The following is a 21135-nucleotide window of genomic DNA, read 5'->3' as shown; positions in this document are numbered from 1 at the left end:
CGAAGCGGCAGCAATGCGCTTCGGCTGTCTTATTTGGGGGCTAGGACGACAGGCATGCCGCCCTGTTCGCTCGCCATCGTCGATAGCGCCGCATACAGTTCCGACCCGTCGCGCGTGTTAATCCAGCGATCCGCTTCGCGCCGGTAGTGGAAGCCGCCCGATTTCGCCGCGACCCACATTTCCTGCATCGGCGCCTGGCTGTTGACGATGATCTTCGAGCCGTTATCGACAAATTCGATTTCCAGCACGTTGCCGCTGCGGCTGCATTCCACATCGAGGTCGCTGTCTTCCGACGCGCGCTCCAGGGCGGTTTCGATTGTGCTCAGCGTCTGTTCCGCCAATGCCAGGAATTCCGATTCAGTCATGCTACACTCCAATGCGTTTTGTCCTTAAACCGTGATTCTAATCGTGAAGTCTTTCTTTCACCTGATCCGCCTTGGCGCTGCGGCTGCCCTGCTCTTCGCAGCGGCCGGATGCGGCCAAAAAGGACCGCTATATCTGCCGGCAAAGCCGCAGCCCGTTGCATCCGCTCCCGCCGCGCAACCTGCGCCGGCGCCGGTTGGCCGTACGTCCGAATCCAAATAATCTGTCCTCACCCATGTCGCATTTTTCTTACCGCAATGGCGAGCTGTACGCCGAAAACACGCCGCTGACCCAGATCGCCAAGCAATTCGGCAGCCCGACCTATGTGTATTCCAAGGCAGCGCTAGCCGAGAATTTCTCGGCCTATGCGAATGCGTGCAAGGAAAACCGGCGCGACGACAGCACGGCGCTGGTGTGCTATTCGGTCAAGTCGAATTCCAACCTGGCAGTGCTGAACCTGCTGGGCCGGCTGGGCTCCGGCTTCGACATCGTGTCGGGCGGCGAATTGCTGCGCGTGATTGCCGCCGGCGGCGATCCGCGCAAGGTGATTTTTTCAGGCGTGGGCAAGACGCACGACGAAATGCGTCTGGCGCTGTCGCACGGCATCCTGTGCTTCAACGTCGAGTCGACCGCCGAACTGCTGCGGCTGAACGAGGTCGCCGGCGAGATGGGCAAGCAGGCGCCCGTCTCGTTGCGCGTCAATCCGAACGTCGACGCCAAGACGCATCCGTACATTTCCACCGGCTTGAAAGAAAACAAGTTCGGCATCGCATACGACGAAGCGCTGGCGGCCTACCGCACCGCGGCGGCGCTGCCGCATATCCGCGTGGTTGGCATCGATTGCCATATCGGTTCGCAACTGCTGGATGATGCGCCGCTCTTGGAAGCGCTGGAGCGCGTGATCGAACTGGTCGACCGGCTCGCGGCCGAAGGCATCGTCATCCACCACCTTGACATCGGCGGCGGGATCGGCATTTCCTACGACGATGAAAAACCGGTCGCTATCGGCGACTACCTTAGCCGCCTGTTTGCGAAGGTCGACAAATGGCGCCTGCTCAACCACAAGGGCGCGCCGATCCAGGTGATGTTCGAACCGGGCCGCTCGATCGTCGGCAATGCCGGCGTGCTGCTGGCCGAAGTCGAATATCTCAAGCACGGCGCGACGAAGAATTTCGCCATCGTCAATGCCGCCATGAACGACCTGATGCGTCCGGCAATGTATGAAGCATGGCACGGCGTGCAGGCGGTGGTGCAGCGCGCCCAGCCGGCCAAAACCTATGATGTCGTCGGCCCGGTATGCGAATCCGGCGACTGGCTGGCGCGCGAACGTGCGCTGGCCATCGAACAAGGCGACCTCTTGGCCATCATGTCGGCCGGCGCCTATGGCATGACGATGTCGTCCAACTACAATTCGCGCGGGCGTGCCGCCGAGGTGATGGTCGACGGCGACCGGGCGCACCTGATCCGCCAGCGGGAAATGCCGAGCGAGCTGTTCCGGCTCGAGTCGCTGCTGCCGTAGCCACGTCCGTCCCCCATGCGAGGCCGCTTGCTTGCTACGCTGCTGTGCGGTCTCGCGCCTATTGCCTACGCGACCCATCCGCTGGTCTCGGACGACCCGAACACGCAGGGCAGCGCCCATCATCAAATCGAAGCCAACACCGACTGGACCAGGCAGGATGAGACCCGTACGCGGGTCGGCACCTTTACCTACTCCTATGGCGCGTTGGATAACCTGGATGTGTACGTGAACATCCCGCTGACCTTCACCCCACCATCAGGCATCAACGACGTGTCGCTCGGCGCGAAATGGCGATTCCAGGAAAACGATACGCTCAGTAGCGCACTCAAGCCGGAATTGCTCCTGCCGAGCGGCGATGAAACCCGCGGGCTCGGCTCTGGCCGTGCAAGCGCCAGGCTGACCGCGATCGTTGCCTACGATGCACAGCCATGGCGACTGCTCGGCAATGTCGGCGTCTCCGTCAATCGCTACAAGCGGCAAGCGGATCGCGACCTGAACCGCAGCATTGTCTGGCAGGCGTCGGCCTCGGCGTGGTATGCATTGAACGAGCAGTGGAAGCTGCTGAGCGACATCGGCGTCGGGCGCGCGCTCGACAAAGCCAGCCAGGCGTATCCAGGATTTGTTCTTGCCGGTCTGATGTATTCGCCCACGCCAAACCTGGATTTCGACGCCGGCATACGCCTCGGGCTGCGTTGCCGCTCGTGCTCGGCGCTATCCGATCGTCAAGTCGGCGTCGGGCTCGCGGCACGTTTTTGAACGCGCGCCTGGGCCAGATTCCAATACACCCGTGACAGCAGAAGAAGCGCGACGATGGTCCCGAACAGGATCGGCTGCGCGAAGTCATGCTTGCCCGCTTTCATCCACCAGAAGTGCAGGATGCCGAGCGGCGCGATCACGTAGATCGCGCGGTGCAGCCATTGCCAGCGCCGGCCGCCCAGCCGCCGCACCATGCCGTTGGTACTGGTGATCGCCAGCGGGATGAGCAGCAGGAAGGCGGAAAACCCCACGGTAATGAACGGACGCTTGACCACGTCCCTGATCATTTCATCGATATCGAAGAAATGATCGAACCACAGGAAGGTCGTGAAATGCAGGCTGGCATAGAAGAAGGCGAACAGCCCCAGCATGCGGCGCAACTTGATCAGCCAGTTCCATTTCGACAGACGCCGCAGCGGCGTCACCAGCAGGGTGAAGATCAGGAAATACAGCGTCCAGTCGCCGGAGCTGCGGGTAATGAACTCGATCGGATTGGCGCCCAGCCGGTCGGTGAGCGCAAACAGGAACAGCCGCACCGCCGGCAATAAGGCGGCCAAAAACAGAGCTGCCTTGATCGCGGCAATGTGCTTCGACGTCGGATTAACCATGAATGTCATCCCCGGCATTTAAAAGAATTTCTTCAAATCCATGCCGGTGTAGAGCGACGCCACATCGCTGTAGCCATTGAACATCAGCGTCTTACGCTTCCTCGTGAAGAACCCGTCTTCGCCGATGCGCCGCTCGCTTGCCTGCGACCAGCGCGGATGGTCGACTTCCGGATTGACGTTGGCATAAAACCCGTATTCGCGCGGCGCAGAAATGTTCCAGGCCGTGCGCGGCTGGTCTTTCGTGAAGCGGATGCGGACGATCGACTTGGCCGACTTGAAGCCGTACTTCCACGGCACCACCACACGCACTGGCGCGCCGTTCTGGTTCGGCAGCACCTCGCCGTACATACCCAGCGTGAGCAGCGCGAGCGGATGGTTCGCTTCATCGAGCCGCAGCCCTTCCACATACGGCCACTCCAGCACCGGACTGCCGACGCCCGGCATCTGCTTTCTGTCGGCCAGCGTCGTGAACTCGATGTATTTCGCATTGCCCGTCGGCTCGACCTTGCGGATCAGGTTGGACAGCGAATAGCCGATCCACGGGATCACCATCGACCAGCCCTCGACGCAGCGCAGGCGGTAGATGCGCTCTTCCAGCGGTGCGAGCTTCCGCAGCGCATCGAGGTCGAGTGTGAGCGGCTTTTTGATCTCGCCTTCAACGGCGACAGTCCACGGGCTGGTCTTCATCGCGCCCGCATACTGGGCCGGATCGGATTTGTCGGTGCCGAATTCGTAGAAATTGTTATAGGTGGTCGCGTCCTTGTATGCGGTCGGCTTGTCCATCACGCGGTAGGACGAATTGGGCGCGGCCACGAGTTTTCTGGCATCGGAAGGCTGTGCAAAGGCCTCGCGCACAAGCATGTCGGCAATGGCGCCGCCGGCGAGCGCGCCCACGCTCAGCTGCTTGATGAAACTGCGGCGCGACTCGAACACGGCGCGCGGCGTGATTTCGGAGGCAAAGGGAAGGTCGATTCCGTTCGGATTACGTTTGATTAACATGGCAAGTCCCGAAGTGGCGGTGCGGTAGGCCTTGGTCTAGGCAAGACGGAATAACCTTACACCGATTTGCTCAACGGCGAAGCTGCGCATCGATGGTGTGCGCCACCGTCAACATGCGTTGCTTGCCGATATTTCCTGACAATGCATAGCCATAATCGCGGTCCACCCAGTAGAACACGCTGTTGCCGTCGCGTTCCATCAGCCTGAAGCCGGTTTCCGGCTGCGACCGCGCCGCATGCTTGACGGTCAGCGTCAGGCGCTCGCCATTCGCCGTCTCGTACATCAGTTGGGCCAGCGGCGCATTCTCCTCGCCCGGCAGCAGCCGTCCGCCAAGCAGCGAAAAACCTTGCTGCTGCAGGTCGGGCGCGCGGATCGGCGCGTCCAATCGCTTGGACAGCCATGCCACCAGATGCGCTTCCTGTTCTGCCGGCACCTCGACCGGATGCCGCTTTTCAACCACGTACAGGACATGCGCGGCCAAAGCCTTTTGCGCGAAGACGGCCGGCCCTGCGGGCGCGGGGCTCCAGGCGCGTGCGAACCAGCCAGCCGCCAGACCACATGCCAGCCAGGCCAAGCCCGCCGCGACGGCGCGCGGGCGATGCCACGGCCGCAGCGCATGCGTCAGGCGCAACGGTACTGGTTCATTCAGCACGCCATCGTAGTGCCTGTGCAGCGCCAGATTCTGCAGGCGCAATGCCTGGATGGTCGTTGCGGCTTCGGCGTGGGCGGCCACGTAGGCTTCCACTTCGGCGCGCCGCACCGGGTCCAGCTGCCCATCGACATAGGCATGCAGATCGATTTCGCCGATGGGAGAACTCATGTTTACTTGATCCGGGTAAGGTGGGGAGTACTGTCGGGCGCCGACAAGGGCTGATCGGACAGCAGCTTGCGCAGCACGGTGCGGGCGCGGGTCAGGCGCGACATGACCGTGCCGAGCGGGATGTCGAGCACTTCGGCCGCTTCCTGGTAACTCATTTGTTCCAGCCCGATCAGGAGAATCACCGCGCGCTGCTCGGGGCTCAGGCTGTCGAGTGCGCGCCGCATGTCGAGTTGCAGCGCGGGATCGTCCTGCGCTGCCGGTTCTGCCGCGTCGTCGTCCGCTGTCGCCACCCTGGTGCGCCGCTTCGCCTCATTGAGATACAGGCGGTACAGCATCGTTAACAGCCATGCGGTGAGGTTGCTGTTGATCCGGAACAGCCAGCGCCGCTGCAGCGCGCGCTCCAGTGTGTCCTGCACCAGATCGTCGGCCCAGGCTACATCGTGCGTCAATGCGCGCGCATAGCGCCGCAGCCGCGGAATCTGCAGCGCCAGCGCATCGGCGAAGTCGGACATCGGGCGGCGGAATGGACTTGACGGGCGTTACGGCTTGGCGGCGTGCCAGACGTTCTTGACGCCGTCACCCGTCTTGTCGCCCGGCTTCTTGTCGTTGGCCCACTGGTACAGCGGCTTGCCCTTGTACGCCCACTGTTTCTTGCCGTCGTCGCGCTTGACGATGCTGTAGTCGCCGCTGGGCTGGTCCCCCTCCTCGGCCTGCAAGGGCGGCCAGTTGGTGGCGCAGGGGCCGTTGCAGGCGCTCTTGCCGCTGCCTGCCGCATCATTGTCGAAGGTGTACAGGGTCATGCCGGCTGGCGTCGTCAGTACGCCATCCGACACCTTGGCCGGAGTCGCGGCCGCTGCGATATTCGAATAGCCAGCCAGGGCGGCCAGCGCAGCAGTTGCGATAAATGCGGAAACAGTTTTCATGGGATCCTCGCTTGACTGGTTGATCACGCGTGCGGATGCAACTTGCACAATTGGTAAACAATCGGGCGCGAGGATTTATTCCATCCCCATGAAAATTTTGTTAAAGCTGCCCGTAGGAATGCAAGCCGGACAAAAACATGTTCACGCCAAGGAAAGCGAACGTAGTGACCAGCAAGCCGATCAAGGCCCACCAAGCGGCCACTTGCCCGCGCAAGCCTTTCATCAGGCGCATGTGCAGCCACGCCGCATAGTTGAGCCAGACGATCAGCGCCCAGGTTTCCTTCGGGTCCCACGACCAGTAGCCGCCCCATGCTTCGGCCGCCCACAGCGCGCCGAGAATGGTGGCAATCGTGAAGAAGGCGAAACCGACGGCAATCGCCTTGTACATCACGTCGTCGAGGACTTCGAGCGTCGGCAGACGATCGGCAAACACCCCTTTCGATTTCAGCAGATAGGCCGCCGACACCATCGCCGCCAGCGAGAACGTGCCGTAGCCGATGAAGTTGGCCGGCACGTGGATCTTCATCCACCAGCTCTGCAGCGCCGGCACCAGCGGCTGAATCTGCGATGCTTCGCGGTTGACTGTGTACCACAGCAGGAAGCCGACCGCCGCCGAAATCACCAGCAGCACGAACGGCCCCAGCTGGCGCGTCGCATAATGCTGCTCGTAATACAGGTAGAACAGCGCGGTGATCAGCGAAAACAGGACGAACACTTCATACAGGTTCGAAATCGGAATATGGCCAACGTCAGTACCGATCAGATAGGACTCGTACCAGCGCGCCAGCATGCCGGTGAAACCCATCACCACCGCTGCCCAGCACAACTTGCTGCCGACGGCGCCGCCGAAGCCGGATCGGGTCAGCAGGCCGCCCCAGTAGAACAGCGTCGACAGGAAAAACAGCGTGCTCATCCACAGCACGGCGGACTGGCTGGACAATCCATATTTGAGCAGGAACTTCTGGTTGGCCGCATCCAGCACGCCGCCATACAGCGAGATCGACGACAACGCCAATATCGCCAGCAGCGCGATCAGCCAGCGCACCGGCTTCCAGTGCCATCCGAGCCAGGCAAAGGTCGGCGCGGACAGCACCAGGATCGCCTTTTCGTAGTAATCCATGTACGCGCCGAAACGGCTCAGCGCAAACAGCGCGCCGGCTGCCAGTGCCGCACCATACACCCAGTCCAAGACCGACAGGCGCCTGAAAAAGCCCGGCGGCGGGGAATAGATTTGCGATTGTGTCAATTCCATTACTTTTCTCCACGCCACGTCCGGCAACCGGCCGGAGTGACATTGTGCTACGACGATATTGCTACAGCGAGATGCCTTGGCCGACAGCTTACCCCGATTGCGCCAGCCGCGCTTTCAGCACCTCGAATTCCTTCTCGAAGTCGAGTGTCTTGCGCTGCGTGCTCATGGCCATCAGCGCATGCGATTTGCCATCCGTATCCGATTTCAGCCAGATCCACAGGCGCCGCTCGCGAATATAGAACATGGCAAACACGCCAAGCGTCAGCAACAGGCAGCCGAGATACACGACTTTCTTGCCAGGCGAGCGCGTCACTTGCAACACGGACGCTTTGACTTCCTGGAACTCCTTGAGTTGCAGATAGACCGGTGCCCCATAGAAAAATGCATCCGAGATCGCATTCGTTGCCAGTTGCAGGAAGCGCCCGTGCTTGTCGTCGGCGGCGTTTGGCTGCAAGCCGTCCTTCTCGCGTGCCACTTGCCACAACTCCCACATGCTGCCGTTGAGGATGCGCATGAATACCTCGGCCGCCTTTTCCTGCTCGGCCGCAGGCAGCTTTTCCAGGAATCTCGACACGGCGATATAGCCGCCTTCTTTTCCCTCGCCGGCAAAGATTTCCAACCCGCGCACAGAAGACTTCTGCAACTGGGTGCGCAGCCTTTCCGTATCGCCCTTGGAATCGGGCAAGGCATGCAGCGCATAACGCGCCGCCGCCTGCTCGCGCAATTGCGGATTGAACAACGCGGCGCGCAGGCGCATCCATTCGTCGACGCTGTCATTGTCGTCAGCCGGAATGCGCAGATAGCGGAACGGTTCGTTGGGCGAATCGCGCATGCCGGTCAGGAAAACATAGGCGCCGTCGAGCAGCATAGGCTGCATGTAGTTGTGATACTCGCGTGCCTGTCCGGTCTTGTCGCGCAGCTTGTACTGCACGCTGGGGCCGACGTTTTTCAAGTCCTTGCTGCTTGCATTCTTCGCCCCGGAGCCGAGCTGCTTGTCCAGGCCGGCGGCGAATTTTTCATTGAAGCTCTTGTTGGCATCGACCGCACGCACATCCTGGCCGCTCTGCGCCATGTTCTCGACGTTAAACGGGCGGAAGCCCGACCATTCAATCGTATAGTCTTCCCCGGTCCGATTGCCGAGCGATGTGGTGCCGCCGACTTCGCCTGCCAGGGAAATGGTTTCGCGCTGCGCTCCGGACATCGGATAGCCAAGCAGTTTGAGCTTGCTGCCGCCATCGTCAAAGCTCGACTGATAGACTGCAACGCCCTTGTAGATCAGGGGTTCATTGACCTTGATCGTTGCCGGGAAAGACTTGCCGGTTTCACGGTCGTGCACCACGACCTCGCTGGCGAACAGCTTGGGCATGCCGGTCGAGTAATGCTCGATGATGAATTTCTTCAGCTCGATCGAGAACGGCAAGTCCTGTACCAGCGCGCCGTTTTGCCGGGCAATGATGGCGGTGCTGCTGGTGGCGCCCTCCGGAATGAAGGTATTGCCTCGGAAAGTCGGATTGTTCGGACTCAGACGATGCTGCTGCGGAATGTCGGAAATGATGCCGCCGCCGGCAAACGGCGTCTTATTGCCGAACCACTCCTGAAAGCGGATCGGCAGATCGGAATCGAGCAAGCCGCCGATACAAATGATGACGATCGCGCTATGCGCAAAAATGTAGCCCCACTTGTTGGCGGCGCCACGCTTGGCGGCGATCAGCACCGCCTCCTTCTTGTCGACTACCTTCACTTGGTAGCCATCGCCCGCAACGCGTTCGGCCAATTGCTTGGTCAGCGTGGCAAGCGGCGCCGACGAGGTCCACTCCAGCTTGTGATGGAAGTTGCGCAGCGAATGCTCGCGCACGTTTTCGCGCCAGCTGCGCATGTCCTTGAGCATCTTCGGCGTATTGCGAGCAATGCACAGCGACGTCGATACCACCAGGAATGCCATGATCAGCAGGAACCACCAAGCCGAATAGACGGCATACAACCCGAGCTTGCCGAATACCTCGAACCAGAACGGCCCGAACTGGTTGACATAGTTCGGCATCGGCTCGTTCTGCTTGAGCACGGTGCCGATCACCGATGCGACCGCAATCAGAGTCAGCAAGCTGATGGCAAAGCGCATCGACGAAATCAGTTCGACCGTGTCCGCCAGCCAGCGGCGCTCAGTCTTCAGTTGCAACCCGGAGGTACTTACACTCATGAATTTCTACTTCCAAAAGAAAAAAGGGGGCGGCTTTAGCCACCCCCTCCATCATTTTTTTCCCGCTATTATTGGATTACTTCAAGCCAGCGACATAGTCTGCCACAGCTTGGATTTCCTCGTCGGACATTCGCTTGGCGATAGTTGTCATTTGCGGGCTGTTCTTGCGCGTGCCGGCGCGGAATGCCGTCAGCTGCGCAGCCGTGTATTCCTGATGCTGGCCGGCCAGGCGCGGGAATTGCGCCGGGATACCGTCACCGCTGGCGCCATGGCAACCTGCGCAGGCAGGAACGTTCTTTTCGGCGATACCGCCACGGTAGATCTTCTTGCCGAATTCAACCGTTTCCTTGCTCTTGGCAGACCCCGGCTGGGCAGCTTGCTTGTCGAGGTAAGCGGCCACATTCTTCATATCCGCCTCGGTCAAGCCGTTCGCAATCGAGCTCATCACCGGATTGTTACGCTGCGGCGTCTTGAAATCGGCCAGTTGCTTAACAATATAGGTATCATGCTGGGCTGCCAGCTTCGGATTCTGCGCAATGGTCGAATTGCCTGCAGCGCCATGGCAAGCTACGCATGCCGGAATGTTCCGGGCATTGTCGCCAGTGCTGTACAACGCCTCACCCTTGGCCGCATCAGCCTTTGGCGCCTTGTTTTCTTCTGCTGCGTATGCGATGGAAGAAACAGCCAACATCGCCACGAACAACGACTTCACACTCGGTAAAAACGCACGGTTCATTCAAACACCCTGAGACTTGATATTAAAATTCTGGCCCGTACAGCGGTCTGACTATTGCACCACTGGCCTTTTGCGGCGCAACAAAGCAATAACCCCTTATTGTACAATAGCTTTGAAGCATTTTCTCCCCTCTCGCTGCAATTTCTGACCTATCTATGTCCCTACTTTGGCAAGCCCGTTTCTTCACGACCGTGAACCACCTCCGAGATTTGCCAAAAACGCAAGTTCCCGAAATCGCCTTTGCCGGCCGCTCGAATGCCGGCAAATCAACCGCAATTAATATCCTGTGCAATCAAAAGCGCCTGGCATTCGCATCCAAGACCCCCGGACGGACCCAGCATATCAACTACTTTTCGATTGGTGGCGCCCACGTCGCGCAACACCGGAAAGATCCGACCATCGTCGAGGAAATCCGCGGCATGCTGGTCGACTTGCCGGGCTATGGTTACGCCGAGGTGCCCGGCGATGCGAAATTGCACTGGAATCAACTGCTTGGCACTTACATCCAGTCCCGTCCGCAATTGGCCGGACTGGTGCTGATCATGGACGCGCGCCGGCCTTTCACGGACCTGGATGTGCAAATGCTGGAATGGTTTGCGCCAAGCGGCAAGCCGGTCCATTGCCTGCTAACCAAGTCGGACAAACTCAATCGCAATGATTCAACCAATGCACTGCGGCTTGCGCGCACCGTGTTGAGCAGCTATGTTGACGCGCAGGGACAACCACTTCCCTTTTCCGTGCAGCTTTTCTCCGCATTGAAACGCATCGGCATTGACGAAGCGAACGACCGTATCGTCGAATTGCTTGGGTTAAACGAGGAAAGTACGGGAATGCAGCATGATCCCGCTCATTAAGCGGCCCTTGCTGAAGACAAAAAAAACCCTGGAGAAAGGGGAAGATCTCCAGGGCAGTAACGCCTTATCGCTAATGCCACGATAGGCCCCGCTCAGGGAGGAGAAGCGGGAGGTGAGTGATCACCTATGCATGAGATGAACGTCGAACAAAAAAGTTTCAGACATTTCTAAAAAGTTTAGCTACTCGTTTTAATTATCCGAAAGACGCTATGACCCACTCCCTGTCAGCTCAACAGTTTCCCGCCATCCGCATGCGCCGCATGCGCAAGGATGCCTTTTCCCGCGCAATGATGCGCGAGCATGTGCTTACCGCCGCCGACTTGATCTATCCGGTGTTCATCCTGGATGGAAAAAATCAGCGCGAGCAGGTCGCATCGATGCCTGGCGTGGAGCGCCTGTCGGTGGATCTTCTGCTGGCCGTCGCCGAAGACTGCGTTGCACTGGGCATCCCGGTCATGGCACTGTTTCCTGTCATTGATGCGTCGCTGAAGACGCCGGATGGCCTCGAAGCGACTAATCCGGAGGGACTGGTGCCGCGCGCGGTGCGCGAACTGAAGCAGCGCTTCCCGGAACTTGGCATTCTGACCGACGTCGCGCTCGACCCGTACACCAGTCACGGCCAGGACGGCGTGATCAATGACGACGGCTACGTGCTCAATGATGAGACCAAGGCGATCCTGACCAGACAGGCATTGACGCATGCGCAGGCCGGCGTGGATATCGTCGCGCCGTCGGACATGATGGATGGCCGCATCGGCGCAATCCGCGCGGCGCTGGAATCGCAAGGCCATATCTACACCCGCATCATGGCGTACTCGGCCAAGTACGCGTCGGCGTTCTACGGCCCGTTCCGCGACGCGGTCGGTTCCGCAGCCAATCTGGGCAAAAGCAACAAGGCGACGTACCAGATGGACCCGGCCAACAGCAACGAGGCCTTGCGCGAAGTGGCGCTCGACCTGGCGGAAGGTGCGGACATGGTGATGGTCAAGCCCGGCATGCCCTACCTCGACATCGTGCGGCGCGTGAAGGACGAGTTCAAGGTGCCGACCTTCGCCTACCAGGTCAGCGGCGAATACGCGATGATCAAGGCAGCGGCGCAAAATGGCTGGCTCGACCATGACAAGACCATGATGGAAGCCATGCTCGCCTTCAAGCGCGCCGGTGCCGACGGCGTACTGACCTATTTCGCGCGCGACGTGGCACGCTGCCTGAAGGCGGGCTGATCCGCTTGCAGGCGTCGTGATGGCGGCTGAGCCGCGGCGGCCGACGCCGCGGGCTCGGCTGCTACAATGAGCTGGCACGCAGCAATCCGCCCAGCCGCCATTCATGCACATCTTTCACATTACCAGCACTCAGGCCGTCCAACTGCAGGACGTTCTGGCCCCCCTGCCCCCCGGTTTTCTCTGGCTGGACGCCACGCATGACGAAGTAGCCGCCGACGTGGCCGTCTGGCGCGATACGGTCGAACGCGCCACGGGCGTGCATATTTACGATCTCCACCTGAGCGACGCCGTCAACCTCGCGCATCCCTCCTACTTCGATGCGACCCAGGACTACGCGCTGATGGTCTTTCGCAAGCTTGCGCTGGATGGCGACAAGTCCGACGCGGAACAGGCAAAGCGCAGGATTCCGCCTGCGCTGAGCAAGCTTGACACCAAGCCGGTCACTTTCCTGTTAATGGACAATGCGCTGGTGACCGTCCACGCAGCGCAAAGCCGCACGATCGACGCAATGCGCAGCCGCCTGCTGGAAGTCAGGAACAAGCGTGAAGGTGCGACATACGCGAACCGTCCGCCCGCGACGGCGGAAGAATTGATGCTGCGCCTGCTCAATGCGATGGTTGACCAATACCTCGACCTGCGCCAGCCGCTGACCGCCCAGATCGACCGCTGGCAGCGCGCCTTGCTCAATCCCCGCAGCCTGTTCAACGACTGGACGGCGCTGCTCGACGCCCGCATCGAATTGCGCAAGCTCGACCAGTTGTCTGAAGGCCAGCACGATGCGGTGCAGGAGCTGCGCGACTACCTGATCGACAACCACAGCGGCGATGGCCGCGCCAAGGACATATTGCTGGTGCGCGCCCATGACGTCATGGAGCATATCGCGCGCGTACTCAATCATGCGCGCCGGCTGGAGTCGACGATCGAGTCTGCCGTACAGATCCATTTTTCCGCGATGGCTCACCGCACCAGCGAAATCATGAGAACACTGACGGTGATTACTGCACTGTTCATGCCGCTGACGCTCATTACCGGCATCTTCGGCATGAATTTCGTCGACATGCCGCTGATAAAAGGCCGGGATGGGTTCTGGATTGCGATGGCGTTGATGGCCGCAATCGTCGTGGTGCTGTTGTTCGTCTTCCGGCGAAAACGTTATCTCGACGACGGCGGCCTGAACGGCGACCAATAAAAAAGCGCTCCTCACGGAGCGCTTGCCCTATCTTTCCGCGAAAGATAAGCGTTCAACGATTTTTCGCATGATGCAGCGAGCCCAGGAACTTGTCCGCATCCTGGTAGCCGATCACCCGAGCGTCCCGAATCTCGCGCCCTTGCTTGTCGAAGAAAATGATGCCGGGCGGGCCGAACAGCTTGAAACGCTTGAGCAGCGCTTTGTCATCCTCGTTATTGGCCGTCACGTCCGCCTGGACCAGCACCATATCGGCGAATTGCCCCTGAACCCGTGGGTCGCTGAATGTCAGCTTTTCCATTTCTTTGCACGAGACACACCAGTCGGCATAAAAATCGAGCATGACCGTCTTGCCGTTGGCACGCGCGATTGCGGCATCGAGTTCCTGCACCGACTTCACCCGGGCAAATTCAGCCTTCTTCGCCGGGCTTAACAGATGGGCCAGCGGTGCGAGCGCGTCGCGTCCGCCGGTGGCCGCGCCTACCAGTTGCACCAGGCCCAAAACCGCAAACGATACGCCGACCACCTTGGACACCCAGCCCCACTGCTTGAGCCAAACGAGGTAGGCCCCATAGCCGATGCCCAGCACTGCCCAGCCGAGCATCGGCAACCAGCCGGGAAGCACCGGCGACACGATCCACAGCGCCAGCCCAAGCATCAGTACGCCAAAGAAGAACTTCACCGACTCCATCCATGCCCCTGCACGCGGCAGCAAGGCGCCGGCGGACACGCCGATCAACAGCAAGGGCACGCTCATGCCGATGGCCATCGCAAATAGCGCACTGCCGCCGATCACCACATCGCGCGTCTGGCTGATGTAAAGCAGCGCTCCGGCCAACGGTGCCGCCACGCAGGGGCCGACGATGAGTGCAGAAATAGCGCCCATCGCAAACACGCCAATCATCTTGCCCGAGGCCTGGCGGTCGGATACTTTCATCAGCTTGTGCTGAATCACGGCCGGCACCTGCAAGTGGTAGACGCCGAACATCGACAGCGACAGGACTGCCATCAACATCGCAAATGCCCCCAGCACCCATGGATTCTGCAGCGTCGCGGCCAGCCCTTCGCCGACCAGGCCGGCTGCAATGCCAAGCGCGGTGTAGATCAGCGCCATGCCAAGCGAATACGCCGTCGACAGCGCAAAGCCGCGCCCACGGCTCACCCGTGCTCCTTCGCCGACGATGATCGACGACAGAATCGGCACCATAGGCAAGACGCATGGCGTGAACGACAAGCCGATGCCCAGCAGCAGGAAGAGCGGCAGGATGGCGATCAGGCGGCCACTCTTAAGCGCGGCCTCGATTCGGCCCATCTCGGAATCCTGCGCCTCGCCGGAGATCGCCTTACTCGTCCCGCCCGTCGCTGCAAGCGGCATGACGCCGTTCGGCGATAACGTCGCCTGCGATTCCATCGGTGGATAGCACAATCCCTTGTCGGCGCAGCCCTGGCCGGTCACCTTCAGGGTAAAAGCCCCATCCGCTTCAACCGGCACCCTGATCGTCACGCCCTGATGATAGGTTTCGACATTTTTCTGAAACGTCTCGTCGAACTTCACCTTCCCCGGCGGGACTACCGGTTCGCCGAGCGTGCCGCCGTCTGCCTTGAAGGCGAAGCGCTCGCGATACATGTAGTAGCCATCCGCAATTTTGTATGTCACCTCGGCTGTCCTGGCGTCGACCATTTTTGCGGAAAACTGGAAAGCCTTCTCCGGGTCGAGAAAATCATCCGCGGCACGGGCAAGTGGTGCCATCGATAGCGTCCAGAGAACGACAAAGACCATTGACACATATATGGGGATGGTGCGCAGGCTCGTGTACGGCACGTGAGCAAGTATGCGTCTTATGGATAGGTTATACATCGATTTCCTTTTGTGTTTCTCGTGCCACCCAGTCAAGATAGACTGGCAAGCCGGCCACCACCGGCGTTGCGATAATTTCCGGCACCTCGTAGGGATGCGCGGACTTGATCGCGCTTTCCAACGCGGCGTAGCGCGCCGGCGTCGTCTTGATCATCAAGGTGACCTCGCTCGCCTGCTCCACAACTCCCTGCCAGCGATAGACTGAACGCACGCCCGGCACCACGTTCACGCAGGCCGCCAGGCGCTGCTCCACCAATCCTCGCGCCATCGCTTGCGCAGATTCGTCGTCGGGGAGGTTTGTCCATACCAGGAGTGCTTGTTGCATAGTCGGCTCTTGCGCTCAAAACTGACCGTTATTTCAGCAGGCGACGTCGCGTAAAAATCGTCGCTATATAAAAACCGACAACGCAGTAGACAACCAGTACCGCGACATCGGCCAGTGGCGTGGGAGGCCATTCGCCAAGAATCAGCGGCCGCACCAGGTTCACCGCTGCGCCCAGCGGTAACAGCTTTGAAATGAGCTGCAGCCACGGCGGTAATTGCGTCGTCGGATAATAAACGCCCGATAAAAAAATCATCGGCGTCAACACCAGCGTGAAATAGTAGGTAAAGAAATCGTACCCGCGGGCGACGGCATTCATGATCAAGCCGATCGAGGCAAAAGTCATGCCGATCAAAAACATCAACGGCAGCACTACCAGCGTGTGCGGATGCAGTCCGATGCCGAGCATGAAAATCACCAGCAGGATCGCGATGCCAGAAAAAAGCGACTTGCTGGCTGCCCACAGCATTTCAGCCAGCACTACGTCGTCCAGCGCCAGCGGCGCATTCAATAGTGCATCCCAAGTCTTCTGTACGTGCATGCGCGAAAACGCCGAATACAAAGACTCGAACGAGGCCGCCATCATGATCGACATGCAGATTGAACCTGATGCCAGGAACTGGATATAGGGAATGCCATTCACCGACTGCAGCAGACTGCCCAAGCCGTACCCAAATGCCACCAGCGTAATCAACGGTTCAGCGATATTGCCAATGATGCTAGCAAACGCCAGCTTCTTCCAGACCAGGAAATTGCGCCGCCAAATCGGGAAAAACCGCAGTGAAAAATCGGGAAATGCAAAAGTCGATGCCGCCATCTCAATCCCTCATTTCGCGGCCGGTAAGCTTCAAAAACAAATCCTCCAGATTGGCTGGACGGTGCAAATACCGCACACCTTGCATCTCGTGCAAGCTTTGCAGCAAGGGTTGCGCGTCATTGGTATAGCAAAATATCGTTTCGCCACTGATTTCGATTCGCGCCGACTTGGATCGGCCTTCATCGCTGCCCCACGCGCGCGCATTGTCACCGTACACTTCGACCACCTCGGCTTCAATATGTTGCGCAATAAGATCGCGCGGCGACCCTTCTGCGATCATCTGACCGTGATCGATCACCGCCAGCCGATTGCACAGGCGCTCTGCTTCATCCATGAAGTGGGTAGTTAACACAATCGTCTTGCCTTCGCCGAGCAAGGTCTTCAGGCGGTCCCAGATCATGTGCCGCGCCTGCGGGTCAAGACCGGTGGTCGGCTCGTCCATGAAGATCAGATCGGGGTCGTTAATCAGCGCGCGCGCCAGCGTCAGGCGGCGCTTCATCCCACCCGACAGCTCGCTGATCTGCGCATCCTTCTTGGCCGTGAGGTTGGCGAACTCGAGCAGCTTCGGGATGCGCGCGCAGATCTCATCATCGCGCGCTCCGAAATACCTGCCGAACACCAGGAGGTTTTCCGCGACCGTGAAATCCGGATCGAGATTGTCAGCCTGCGGCACCACGCCGACACGCAACCGCGCCGAGCGCGCTTGGTCCGGAACACGTTGTCCGACCAGGCTGATCTCCCCGCCGTCAGGTGCAGTCAGTCCGAGGCACAGACGCAAGGTCGTTGTTTTTCCTGCGCCGTTCGGCCCCAGCAATCCGTAACACTCACCGCGCCGCAACTCGAACGAAAGACCGTCCACCACCGTGTGCCGCGACGCGCCATTTCCATACGATTTACGCAAATTTACGACGGACAGAATGCCGGCTTCAGTCATACTGCACCAGTACTTCAATCAAAAAGAAACATCTTGCCATAAACACGATGCTGGCATAGAGCACAAAGCTTGGACGAGGCCGCAATTCCTAACCTGCTGACATCAGTAAAAAAGCAAAAAGCCAGGCGTCGCCTGGCTTTTTCGATCTGCTTCGCTCAATGAGCGTCAGGTGCTTATTCCGCAGTCGGAACTTCTGCAGCGTCGCTGACTTCCGGACGATCGACCAGTTCGACGAATGCCATCGGTGCATTGTCGCCCTGACGGAAACCCATCTTCAGGATGCGCAGGTAACCACCATTACGACCAGCGTAACGCGGGCCGAGCTCAGAGAACAGCTTGGTGACGATTTCGCGATCGCGCAGGCGGTTGAATGCCAGACGCTTGTTCGACAGATTGTCGGTCTTGCCGAGGGTAAGAATCGGTTCGACAACGCGGCGCAGTTCTTTTGCCTTCGGCAGCGTGGTCTTGATCGCTTCGTGACGCAGCAGTGAAACGGTCATGTTACGCAGCATGGCGAGGCGGTGCGACGAAGTGCGATTCAGCTTACGGAGGCCGTGACGATGACGCATGTTATTTCCTTTCAGTTTTGAGTTTTAGGTCCAGCTCTTCTATCGATCAGCATTCGCCGAACGCGGGCCGGTATCTTACGGTTACTACTACAGAGTGAATGGGAGCGATATGCTCCCATTCGATTACTTCTCCAAGCCGGCCGGCGGCCAGTTTTCGAGTTTCATACCCAAGGTCAGGCCGCGCGACGCCAGCACTTCCTTGATTTCGTTAAGGGACTTGCGACCCAGATTCGGGGTCTTGAGCAGTTCGTTTTCGCTGCGCTGAATCAGGTCGCCGATGTAGTAAATGTTCTCGGCCTTCAGGCAGTTTGCCGAACGGACGGTCAGCTCCAGATCGTCGACCGGACGCAGCAGGATTGGATCGACTGCCGGTGCACGCGATGGCGCCTCGGCCGCTGCCTCGGTGCCTTCCAGAGCAGCAAAAACGTTCAGCTGATCGACCAGCACGCGTGCCGATTGACGAATCGCTTCTTCCGGCGAGATCACGCCGTTAGTTTCGATGTTCATCACCAGCTTGTCGAGGTCGGTACGCTGTTCCACACGGGCGGATTCGACTGCGTAGGACACGCGGCGCACCGGCGAGAACGACGCATCAAGAATAATACGCCCGATAGTCTTGTTCGCATCTTCCGACAGACGGCGCACGTTCCCCGGCACATAGCCGCGGCCCTTCTCGACCTTGATCTGCATGTCCAGCTTGCCGCCGGCAGTCAGGTGAGCGATCACGTGATCCGGATTGATGAGCTCGACGTCGTGCGGCAGATCGATGTCCGAAGCCAGCACCGCACCTTCGCCTTCCTTCTTCAGGGTTAGCGTGACTTCATCTCGGTTGTGCAGCTTGAACACGACGCCCTTGAGGTTCAGCAACATATCGACAACGTCTTCCTGCACGCCGTCTAACGAGGAGTACTCGTGCACGACGCCGGCGATCGTCACTTCGGTCGGCGCGTAGCCCACCATCGACGACAACAGCACACGGCGCAGCGCGTTGCCAAGGGTGTGGCCATAGCCACGTTCAAACGGCTCCATCACGACTTTGGCGTGACCGGCACCAAGTGCCTCGACTTCGATAATACGGGGCTTCAACAGACTGTTTTGCATGAAATGTCCTCTTCAATACCCTCGGCTCGTTACACCGATAAGGCTGATGGCATTACCTAAAAAACCCACCTCGGCGAGGTGGGCAAGAATTGCGGAATTAGCGGGAATACAATTCGACGATCAGAGATTCATTGACGTCGTTTGCAATTTCGCTGCGATCCGGCAGCGACTTGAAGGTACCTTCCATCTTCTTGGCGTCAACCGACACCCAGGATGGCATACCGCTCTGCTCGGCCAGTGACAGTGCTTCGATGATGCGTGCCTGCTTCTTGGCCTTTTCACGCACGGCAACCACGTCACCGGTCTTCACCAGATACGACGCGATGTTCACGACTTCGCCGTTCACCGTCAGCGCTTTGTGGCTAACCAGCTGACGCGCTTCTGCGCGAGTCGAGCCAAAGCCCATACGGTAAGCGACGTTATCCAAACGCGATTCCAGCAGCTTGAGCAGGTTTTCGCCGGTATTGCCCTTACGACGATCAGCTTCCGCAAAATAGCGGCGGAACTGGCGCTCGAGAATACCGTACATGCGCTTGACCTTCTGCTTTTCACGCAACTGGTTGCCGTAATCGGAGGTACGAGCGCCAGAAGTACGGCCATGCTGGCCAGGCTTGGAATCCAGTTTGCACTTGGAATCCAGCGAGCGACGCGTGCTCTTCAGGAACAGGTCGGTGCCTTCACGGCGGGAGAGTTTAGCTTTCGGTCCAATATAACGTGCCACGTTAATTTCCTTTTATTGAATGACGCCCCGACCAAATCGAGCTGATTTGTCAGGCGCTAGTCTGATCCTGCTGCAACCAGACAGTGGTCTTAAGAACAAAACCCGCCAAGTTTCGTTGGCGGGCATTTTACTGCAACTTCCTCAACTGCGCGAGTTAGATGCGACGGCGCTTCGGCGGACGGCAGCCGTTATGCGGCACAGGGGTCACGTCTTGAATCTGCGTAATCTTGATGCCGAGACCATTGAGTGCACGAACAGCGGATTCGCGGCCGGGGCCTGGCCCCTTGATGCGAACTTCGAGGTTCTTTACGCCACACTCGATTGCCACCCGACCAGCGGCTTCAGCGGCGACCTGCGCTGCGAACGGAGTCGATTTGCGCGAACCCTTGAAGCCTGCACCGCCGGAAGTCGCCCAAGAAAGCGCGTTACCTTGACGGTCGGTAATGGTAATGATGGTGTTGTTGAAGGACGCGTGAATATGTGCCACGCCTTCTGCAACATTCTTCTTAACTTTCTTGCGCACGCGCGCTGCTGCGGCTGCGTTAGGGGCTTTTGCCATGTTAATTTCCTTGAATCCGACTACGAGTCAAACTGTGCTGGATTATTTCTTCAGCGACTGAGCTGCCTTACGCGGGCCCTTGCGAGTACGCGCATTGGTGCGTGTACGCTGACCACGGCACGGCAGACCCTTGCGATGACGCAGGCCACGGTAGCAGCCCAGATCCATCAAACGCTTGATGTTCATCGAGACTTCACGACGCAGGTCACCTTCGACGACGAACTTGCCAATTGCGTCGCGCAGTTTTTCCAGCTCGTTATCGTCCAGATCCTTGACCTTTTTCGTGGTCAAAACACCGGTCTGCTCGCAGATTTCCTGCGCGCGCGGACGGCCAATACCGAAAATGGCGGTCAGGCCGATAACGGTGTGTTGGTGATTGGGGATATTCACCCCTGCAATACGTGCCATTCGTTATTCCTCGATCAATAACGTTAATTAACCCTGGCGCTGCTTGTGACGCGGTTCGGTGCAAATGACACGAACAACGCCTTTGCGCTTGATGATTTTGCAGTTGCGGCAAATCCGCTTGACTGACGCGAGCACCTTCATTTTTGCCCTCTTTCTTTCAGCTTTGGTTACTTATCACTTTGTACGGAACACAATTCGTGCCCGGCTCAAATCGTAGGGTGTTAATTCCACCGTCACCTTATCACCAGGCAAAATGCGGATATAGTTCATACGCATCTTGCCGGAAATATGCCCGAGTACCACATGCCCGTTTTCCAACTTCACTCTAAACGTTGCATTCGGAAGATTCTCGAGAATCTCGCCCTGCATCTGGATAACGTCGTCTTTTGCCATGCCGTCTCTTCGTTCCC

General features: G+C 59.1%; 26 protein-coding genes. 6 read left to right on the top strand and 20 right to left on the bottom strand.

Translation table 11 applies throughout. The features are described 5' to 3' along the window. Window positions 1–29: 29 nt before the first annotated feature. Window positions 30–365: an iron donor protein CyaY gene (cyaY, locus tag TSA66_RS04925; RefSeq protein WP_040039217.1), complete on the bottom strand. Its 336-nt coding sequence runs from the start codon at window positions 363–365 to the stop codon at window positions 30–32. Window positions 366–396: 31 nt separating this feature from the next. On the opposite strand from cyaY, the gene lptM reads away from it, so the two are divergent. Genes lptM through TSA66_RS04915 form a run of 3 tightly spaced genes read left to right on the top strand, consistent with a single transcriptional unit; the run spans window position 397 to window position 2638 of the window. Then, entirely contained in the window at window positions 397–585 is a 189-nt protein-coding gene (lptM, locus tag TSA66_RS28180) for an LPS translocon maturation chaperone LptM (RefSeq protein WP_408639470.1), read from the top strand. 13 nt (window positions 586–598) lie between these two features. Then, on the top strand, window positions 599–1882 hold the full coding sequence (gene lysA, locus TSA66_RS04920) for a diaminopimelate decarboxylase (protein ID WP_040042211.1): 1284 nt from the start codon (window positions 599–601) through the stop codon (window positions 1880–1882). A gap of 15 nt (window positions 1883–1897) precedes the next feature. Beyond that, window positions 1898–2638 carry a transporter gene (locus TSA66_RS04915; protein ID WP_040039216.1) on the top strand — a complete coding sequence of 247 codons (741 nt, stop codon included), beginning with the start codon at window positions 1898–1900 and terminating at the stop codon, window positions 2636–2638. Here the strand turns inward: TSA66_RS04915 and TSA66_RS04910 are convergent. From TSA66_RS04910 to TSA66_RS04875, 8 genes are all read right to left on the bottom strand, one after another. Then, window positions 2605–3246, bottom strand: coding sequence for a protein-methionine-sulfoxide reductase heme-binding subunit MsrQ (locus TSA66_RS04910; RefSeq protein ID WP_408639469.1), 642 nt, complete (start codon window positions 3244–3246; stop codon window positions 2605–2607). The two genes, TSA66_RS04915 and TSA66_RS04910, sit on opposite strands and share 34 nt — an antisense overlap. Before the next feature lie 18 nt (window positions 3247–3264). Continuing rightward, the gene (gene msrP / locus TSA66_RS04905) at window positions 3265–4245 is read right to left on the bottom strand and encodes a protein-methionine-sulfoxide reductase catalytic subunit MsrP (protein WP_040039215.1); all 981 of its coding nucleotides are present in this window, start codon (window positions 4243–4245) and stop codon (window positions 3265–3267) included. Window positions 4246–4315: 70 nt separating this feature from the next. After that, window positions 4316–5065: an anti-sigma factor family protein gene (locus TSA66_RS04900; RefSeq protein WP_040039214.1), complete on the bottom strand. Its 750-nt coding sequence runs from the start codon at window positions 5063–5065 to the stop codon at window positions 4316–4318. Window positions 5066–5067: 2 nt separating this feature from the next. Then, window positions 5068–5577 (bottom strand): sigma-70 family RNA polymerase sigma factor, encoded by a 510-nt coding sequence (locus tag TSA66_RS04895; RefSeq protein WP_040039213.1) that lies wholly within the window; start codon window positions 5575–5577, stop codon window positions 5068–5070. 27 nt (window positions 5578–5604) lie between these two features. After that, on the bottom strand, window positions 5605–5988 hold the full coding sequence (locus TSA66_RS04890; protein WP_040042209.1) for a COG4315 family predicted lipoprotein: 384 nt from the start codon (window positions 5986–5988) through the stop codon (window positions 5605–5607). A 100-nt stretch (window positions 5989–6088) separates the two neighbouring features. After that, on the bottom strand, window positions 6089–7240 hold the full coding sequence (gene ccsB / locus TSA66_RS04885; protein WP_040039212.1) for a c-type cytochrome biogenesis protein CcsB: 1152 nt from the start codon (window positions 7238–7240) through the stop codon (window positions 6089–6091). 88 nt (window positions 7241–7328) lie between these two features. Next, complete coding sequence (locus TSA66_RS04880; protein WP_040039211.1) at window positions 7329–9437, bottom strand: cytochrome c biogenesis protein ResB; 2109 nt, start codon at window positions 9435–9437, stop codon at window positions 7329–7331. Window positions 9438–9513: 76 nt separating this feature from the next. Continuing rightward, entirely contained in the window at window positions 9514–10173 is a 660-nt protein-coding gene (locus TSA66_RS04875) for a c-type cytochrome (RefSeq protein WP_040039210.1), read from the bottom strand. Window positions 10174–10328: 155 nt separating this feature from the next. Here TSA66_RS04875 and yihA point away from each other — a divergent pair, with 155 nt between their 5' ends. The 3 genes from yihA to TSA66_RS04860 all read left to right on the top strand — a co-directional run bounded on the left by yihA (window position 10329) and on the right by TSA66_RS04860 (window position 13439). After that, complete coding sequence (gene yihA, locus TSA66_RS04870; protein ID WP_040039209.1) at window positions 10329–11027, top strand: ribosome biogenesis GTP-binding protein YihA/YsxC; 699 nt, start codon at window positions 10329–10331, stop codon at window positions 11025–11027. A 209-nt stretch (window positions 11028–11236) separates the two neighbouring features. After that, a complete protein-coding gene (gene hemB, locus TSA66_RS04865; RefSeq protein ID WP_040039208.1) occupies window positions 11237–12250 on the top strand; it encodes a porphobilinogen synthase in 1014 nt (337 codons plus the stop codon). Window positions 12251–12353: 103 nt separating this feature from the next. Continuing rightward, the gene (locus TSA66_RS04860) at window positions 12354–13439 is read left to right on the top strand and encodes a magnesium transporter CorA family protein (RefSeq protein WP_040039207.1); all 1086 of its coding nucleotides are present in this window, start codon (window positions 12354–12356) and stop codon (window positions 13437–13439) included. A 52-nt stretch (window positions 13440–13491) separates the two neighbouring features. Here the strand turns inward: TSA66_RS04860 and dsbD are convergent, their stop codons facing one another. From dsbD to infA, 11 genes are all read right to left on the bottom strand, one after another. Then, window positions 13492–15216 (bottom strand): protein-disulfide reductase DsbD, encoded by a 1725-nt coding sequence (gene dsbD / locus TSA66_RS04855; RefSeq protein WP_232429550.1) that lies wholly within the window; start codon window positions 15214–15216, stop codon window positions 13492–13494. A gap of 70 nt (window positions 15217–15286) precedes the next feature. Continuing rightward, window positions 15287–15619 (bottom strand): divalent-cation tolerance protein CutA, encoded by a 333-nt coding sequence (gene cutA, locus TSA66_RS04850; protein ID WP_040039205.1) that lies wholly within the window; start codon window positions 15617–15619, stop codon window positions 15287–15289. A gap of 28 nt (window positions 15620–15647) precedes the next feature. Next, entirely contained in the window at window positions 15648–16433 is a 786-nt protein-coding gene (locus TSA66_RS04845) for an ABC transporter permease (RefSeq protein WP_052452112.1), read from the bottom strand. A 1-nt stretch (window position 16434) separates the two neighbouring features. Next, the gene (locus TSA66_RS04840) at window positions 16435–17367 is read right to left on the bottom strand and encodes an ATP-binding cassette domain-containing protein (protein WP_040039204.1); all 933 of its coding nucleotides are present in this window, start codon (window positions 17365–17367) and stop codon (window positions 16435–16437) included. A 173-nt stretch (window positions 17368–17540) separates the two neighbouring features. Then, window positions 17541–17936 (bottom strand): 50S ribosomal protein L17, encoded by a 396-nt coding sequence (rplQ, locus tag TSA66_RS04835; RefSeq protein ID WP_040039203.1) that lies wholly within the window; start codon window positions 17934–17936, stop codon window positions 17541–17543. Window positions 17937–18059: 123 nt separating this feature from the next. Then, the gene (locus TSA66_RS04830) at window positions 18060–19037 is read right to left on the bottom strand and encodes a DNA-directed RNA polymerase subunit alpha (protein WP_040039202.1); all 978 of its coding nucleotides are present in this window, start codon (window positions 19035–19037) and stop codon (window positions 18060–18062) included. A gap of 97 nt (window positions 19038–19134) precedes the next feature. Then, the gene (gene rpsD / locus TSA66_RS04825; protein WP_040039201.1) at window positions 19135–19758 is read right to left on the bottom strand and encodes a 30S ribosomal protein S4; all 624 of its coding nucleotides are present in this window, start codon (window positions 19756–19758) and stop codon (window positions 19135–19137) included. A gap of 154 nt (window positions 19759–19912) precedes the next feature. Continuing rightward, window positions 19913–20317: a 30S ribosomal protein S11 gene (rpsK, locus tag TSA66_RS04820; protein ID WP_040039200.1), complete on the bottom strand. Its 405-nt coding sequence runs from the start codon at window positions 20315–20317 to the stop codon at window positions 19913–19915. A gap of 42 nt (window positions 20318–20359) precedes the next feature. After that, window positions 20360–20725, bottom strand: a complete 366-nt coding sequence (rpsM, locus tag TSA66_RS04815; RefSeq protein WP_040039199.1) for a 30S ribosomal protein S13 — start codon at window positions 20723–20725, stop codon at window positions 20360–20362. Window positions 20726–20752: 27 nt separating this feature from the next. Then, entirely contained in the window at window positions 20753–20866 is a 114-nt protein-coding gene (gene rpmJ / locus TSA66_RS04810) for a 50S ribosomal protein L36 (RefSeq protein WP_014004415.1), read from the bottom strand. A gap of 33 nt (window positions 20867–20899) precedes the next feature. Continuing rightward, complete coding sequence (gene infA, locus TSA66_RS04805) at window positions 20900–21118, bottom strand: translation initiation factor IF-1 (protein ID WP_005663428.1); 219 nt, start codon at window positions 21116–21118, stop codon at window positions 20900–20902. Window positions 21119–21135: the final 17 nt, after the last annotated feature.

The sequence above is a fragment of the Noviherbaspirillum autotrophicum genome (assembly GCF_000818395.1).
Taxonomy (GTDB): domain Bacteria; phylum Pseudomonadota; class Gammaproteobacteria; order Burkholderiales; family Burkholderiaceae_D; genus Noviherbaspirillum; species Noviherbaspirillum autotrophicum.
The sequence above is the reverse complement of the archived record's forward strand: the minus strand, read 5'-3'. Positions and strand labels throughout refer to the sequence as shown.

Bases quoted from the DNA above. Each gene is read 5' to 3' on its own strand.
- cyaY (WP_040039217.1), bottom strand. From the start codon at position 365: ATGACTGAATCGGAATTCCTGGCATTGGCGGAACAGACGCTGAGCACA.
- lysA (WP_040042211.1), top strand. From the start codon at position 599: ATGTCGCATTTTTCTTACCGCAATGGCGAGCTGTACGCCGAAAACACG.
- TSA66_RS04915 (WP_040039216.1), top strand. From the start codon at position 1,898: ATGCGAGGCCGCTTGCTTGCTACGCTGCTGTGCGGTCTCGCGCCTATT.
- TSA66_RS04910 (WP_408639469.1), bottom strand. From the start codon at position 3,246: ATGGTTAATCCGACGTCGAAGCACATTGCCGCGATCAAGGCAGCTCTG.
- msrP (WP_040039215.1), bottom strand. From the start codon at position 4,245: ATGTTAATCAAACGTAATCCGAACGGAATCGACCTTCCCTTTGCCTCC.
- TSA66_RS04900 (WP_040039214.1), bottom strand. From the start codon at position 5,065: ATGAGTTCTCCCATCGGCGAAATCGATCTGCATGCCTATGTCGATGGG.
- TSA66_RS04895 (WP_040039213.1), bottom strand. From the start codon at position 5,577: ATGTCCGACTTCGCCGATGCGCTGGCGCTGCAGATTCCGCGGCTGCGG.
- TSA66_RS04890 (WP_040042209.1), bottom strand. From the start codon at position 5,988: ATGAAAACTGTTTCCGCATTTATCGCAACTGCTGCGCTGGCCGCCCTG.
- ccsB (WP_040039212.1), bottom strand. From the start codon at position 7,240: ATGGAATTGACACAATCGCAAATCTATTCCCCGCCGCCGGGCTTTTTC.
- TSA66_RS04880 (WP_040039211.1), bottom strand. From the start codon at position 9,437: ATGAGTGTAAGTACCTCCGGGTTGCAACTGAAGACTGAGCGCCGCTGG.
- TSA66_RS04875 (WP_040039210.1), bottom strand. From the start codon at position 10,173: ATGAACCGTGCGTTTTTACCGAGTGTGAAGTCGTTGTTCGTGGCGATG.
- yihA (WP_040039209.1), top strand. From the start codon at position 10,329: ATGTCCCTACTTTGGCAAGCCCGTTTCTTCACGACCGTGAACCACCTC.
- hemB (WP_040039208.1), top strand. From the start codon at position 11,237: ATGACCCACTCCCTGTCAGCTCAACAGTTTCCCGCCATCCGCATGCGC.
- TSA66_RS04860 (WP_040039207.1), top strand. From the start codon at position 12,354: ATGCACATCTTTCACATTACCAGCACTCAGGCCGTCCAACTGCAGGAC.
- dsbD (WP_232429550.1), bottom strand. From the start codon at position 15,216: ATGGTCTTTGTCGTTCTCTGGACGCTATCGATGGCACCACTTGCCCGT.
- cutA (WP_040039205.1), bottom strand. From the start codon at position 15,619: ATGCAACAAGCACTCCTGGTATGGACAAACCTCCCCGACGACGAATCT.
- TSA66_RS04845 (WP_052452112.1), bottom strand. From the start codon at position 16,433: ATGGCGGCATCGACTTTTGCATTTCCCGATTTTTCACTGCGGTTTTTC.
- TSA66_RS04840 (WP_040039204.1), bottom strand. From the start codon at position 17,367: ATGACTGAAGCCGGCATTCTGTCCGTCGTAAATTTGCGTAAATCGTAT.
- rplQ (WP_040039203.1), bottom strand. From the start codon at position 17,936: ATGCGTCATCGTCACGGCCTCCGTAAGCTGAATCGCACTTCGTCGCAC.
- TSA66_RS04830 (WP_040039202.1), bottom strand. From the start codon at position 19,037: ATGCAAAACAGTCTGTTGAAGCCCCGTATTATCGAAGTCGAGGCACTT.
- rpsK (WP_040039200.1), bottom strand. From the start codon at position 20,317: ATGGCAAAAGCCCCTAACGCAGCCGCAGCAGCGCGCGTGCGCAAGAAA.
- rpsM (WP_040039199.1), bottom strand. From the start codon at position 20,725: ATGGCACGTATTGCAGGGGTGAATATCCCCAATCACCAACACACCGTT.
- rpmJ (WP_014004415.1), bottom strand. From the start codon at position 20,866: ATGAAGGTGCTCGCGTCAGTCAAGCGGATTTGCCGCAACTGCAAAATC.
- infA (WP_005663428.1), bottom strand. From the start codon at position 21,118: ATGGCAAAAGACGACGTTATCCAGATGCAGGGCGAGATTCTCGAGAAT.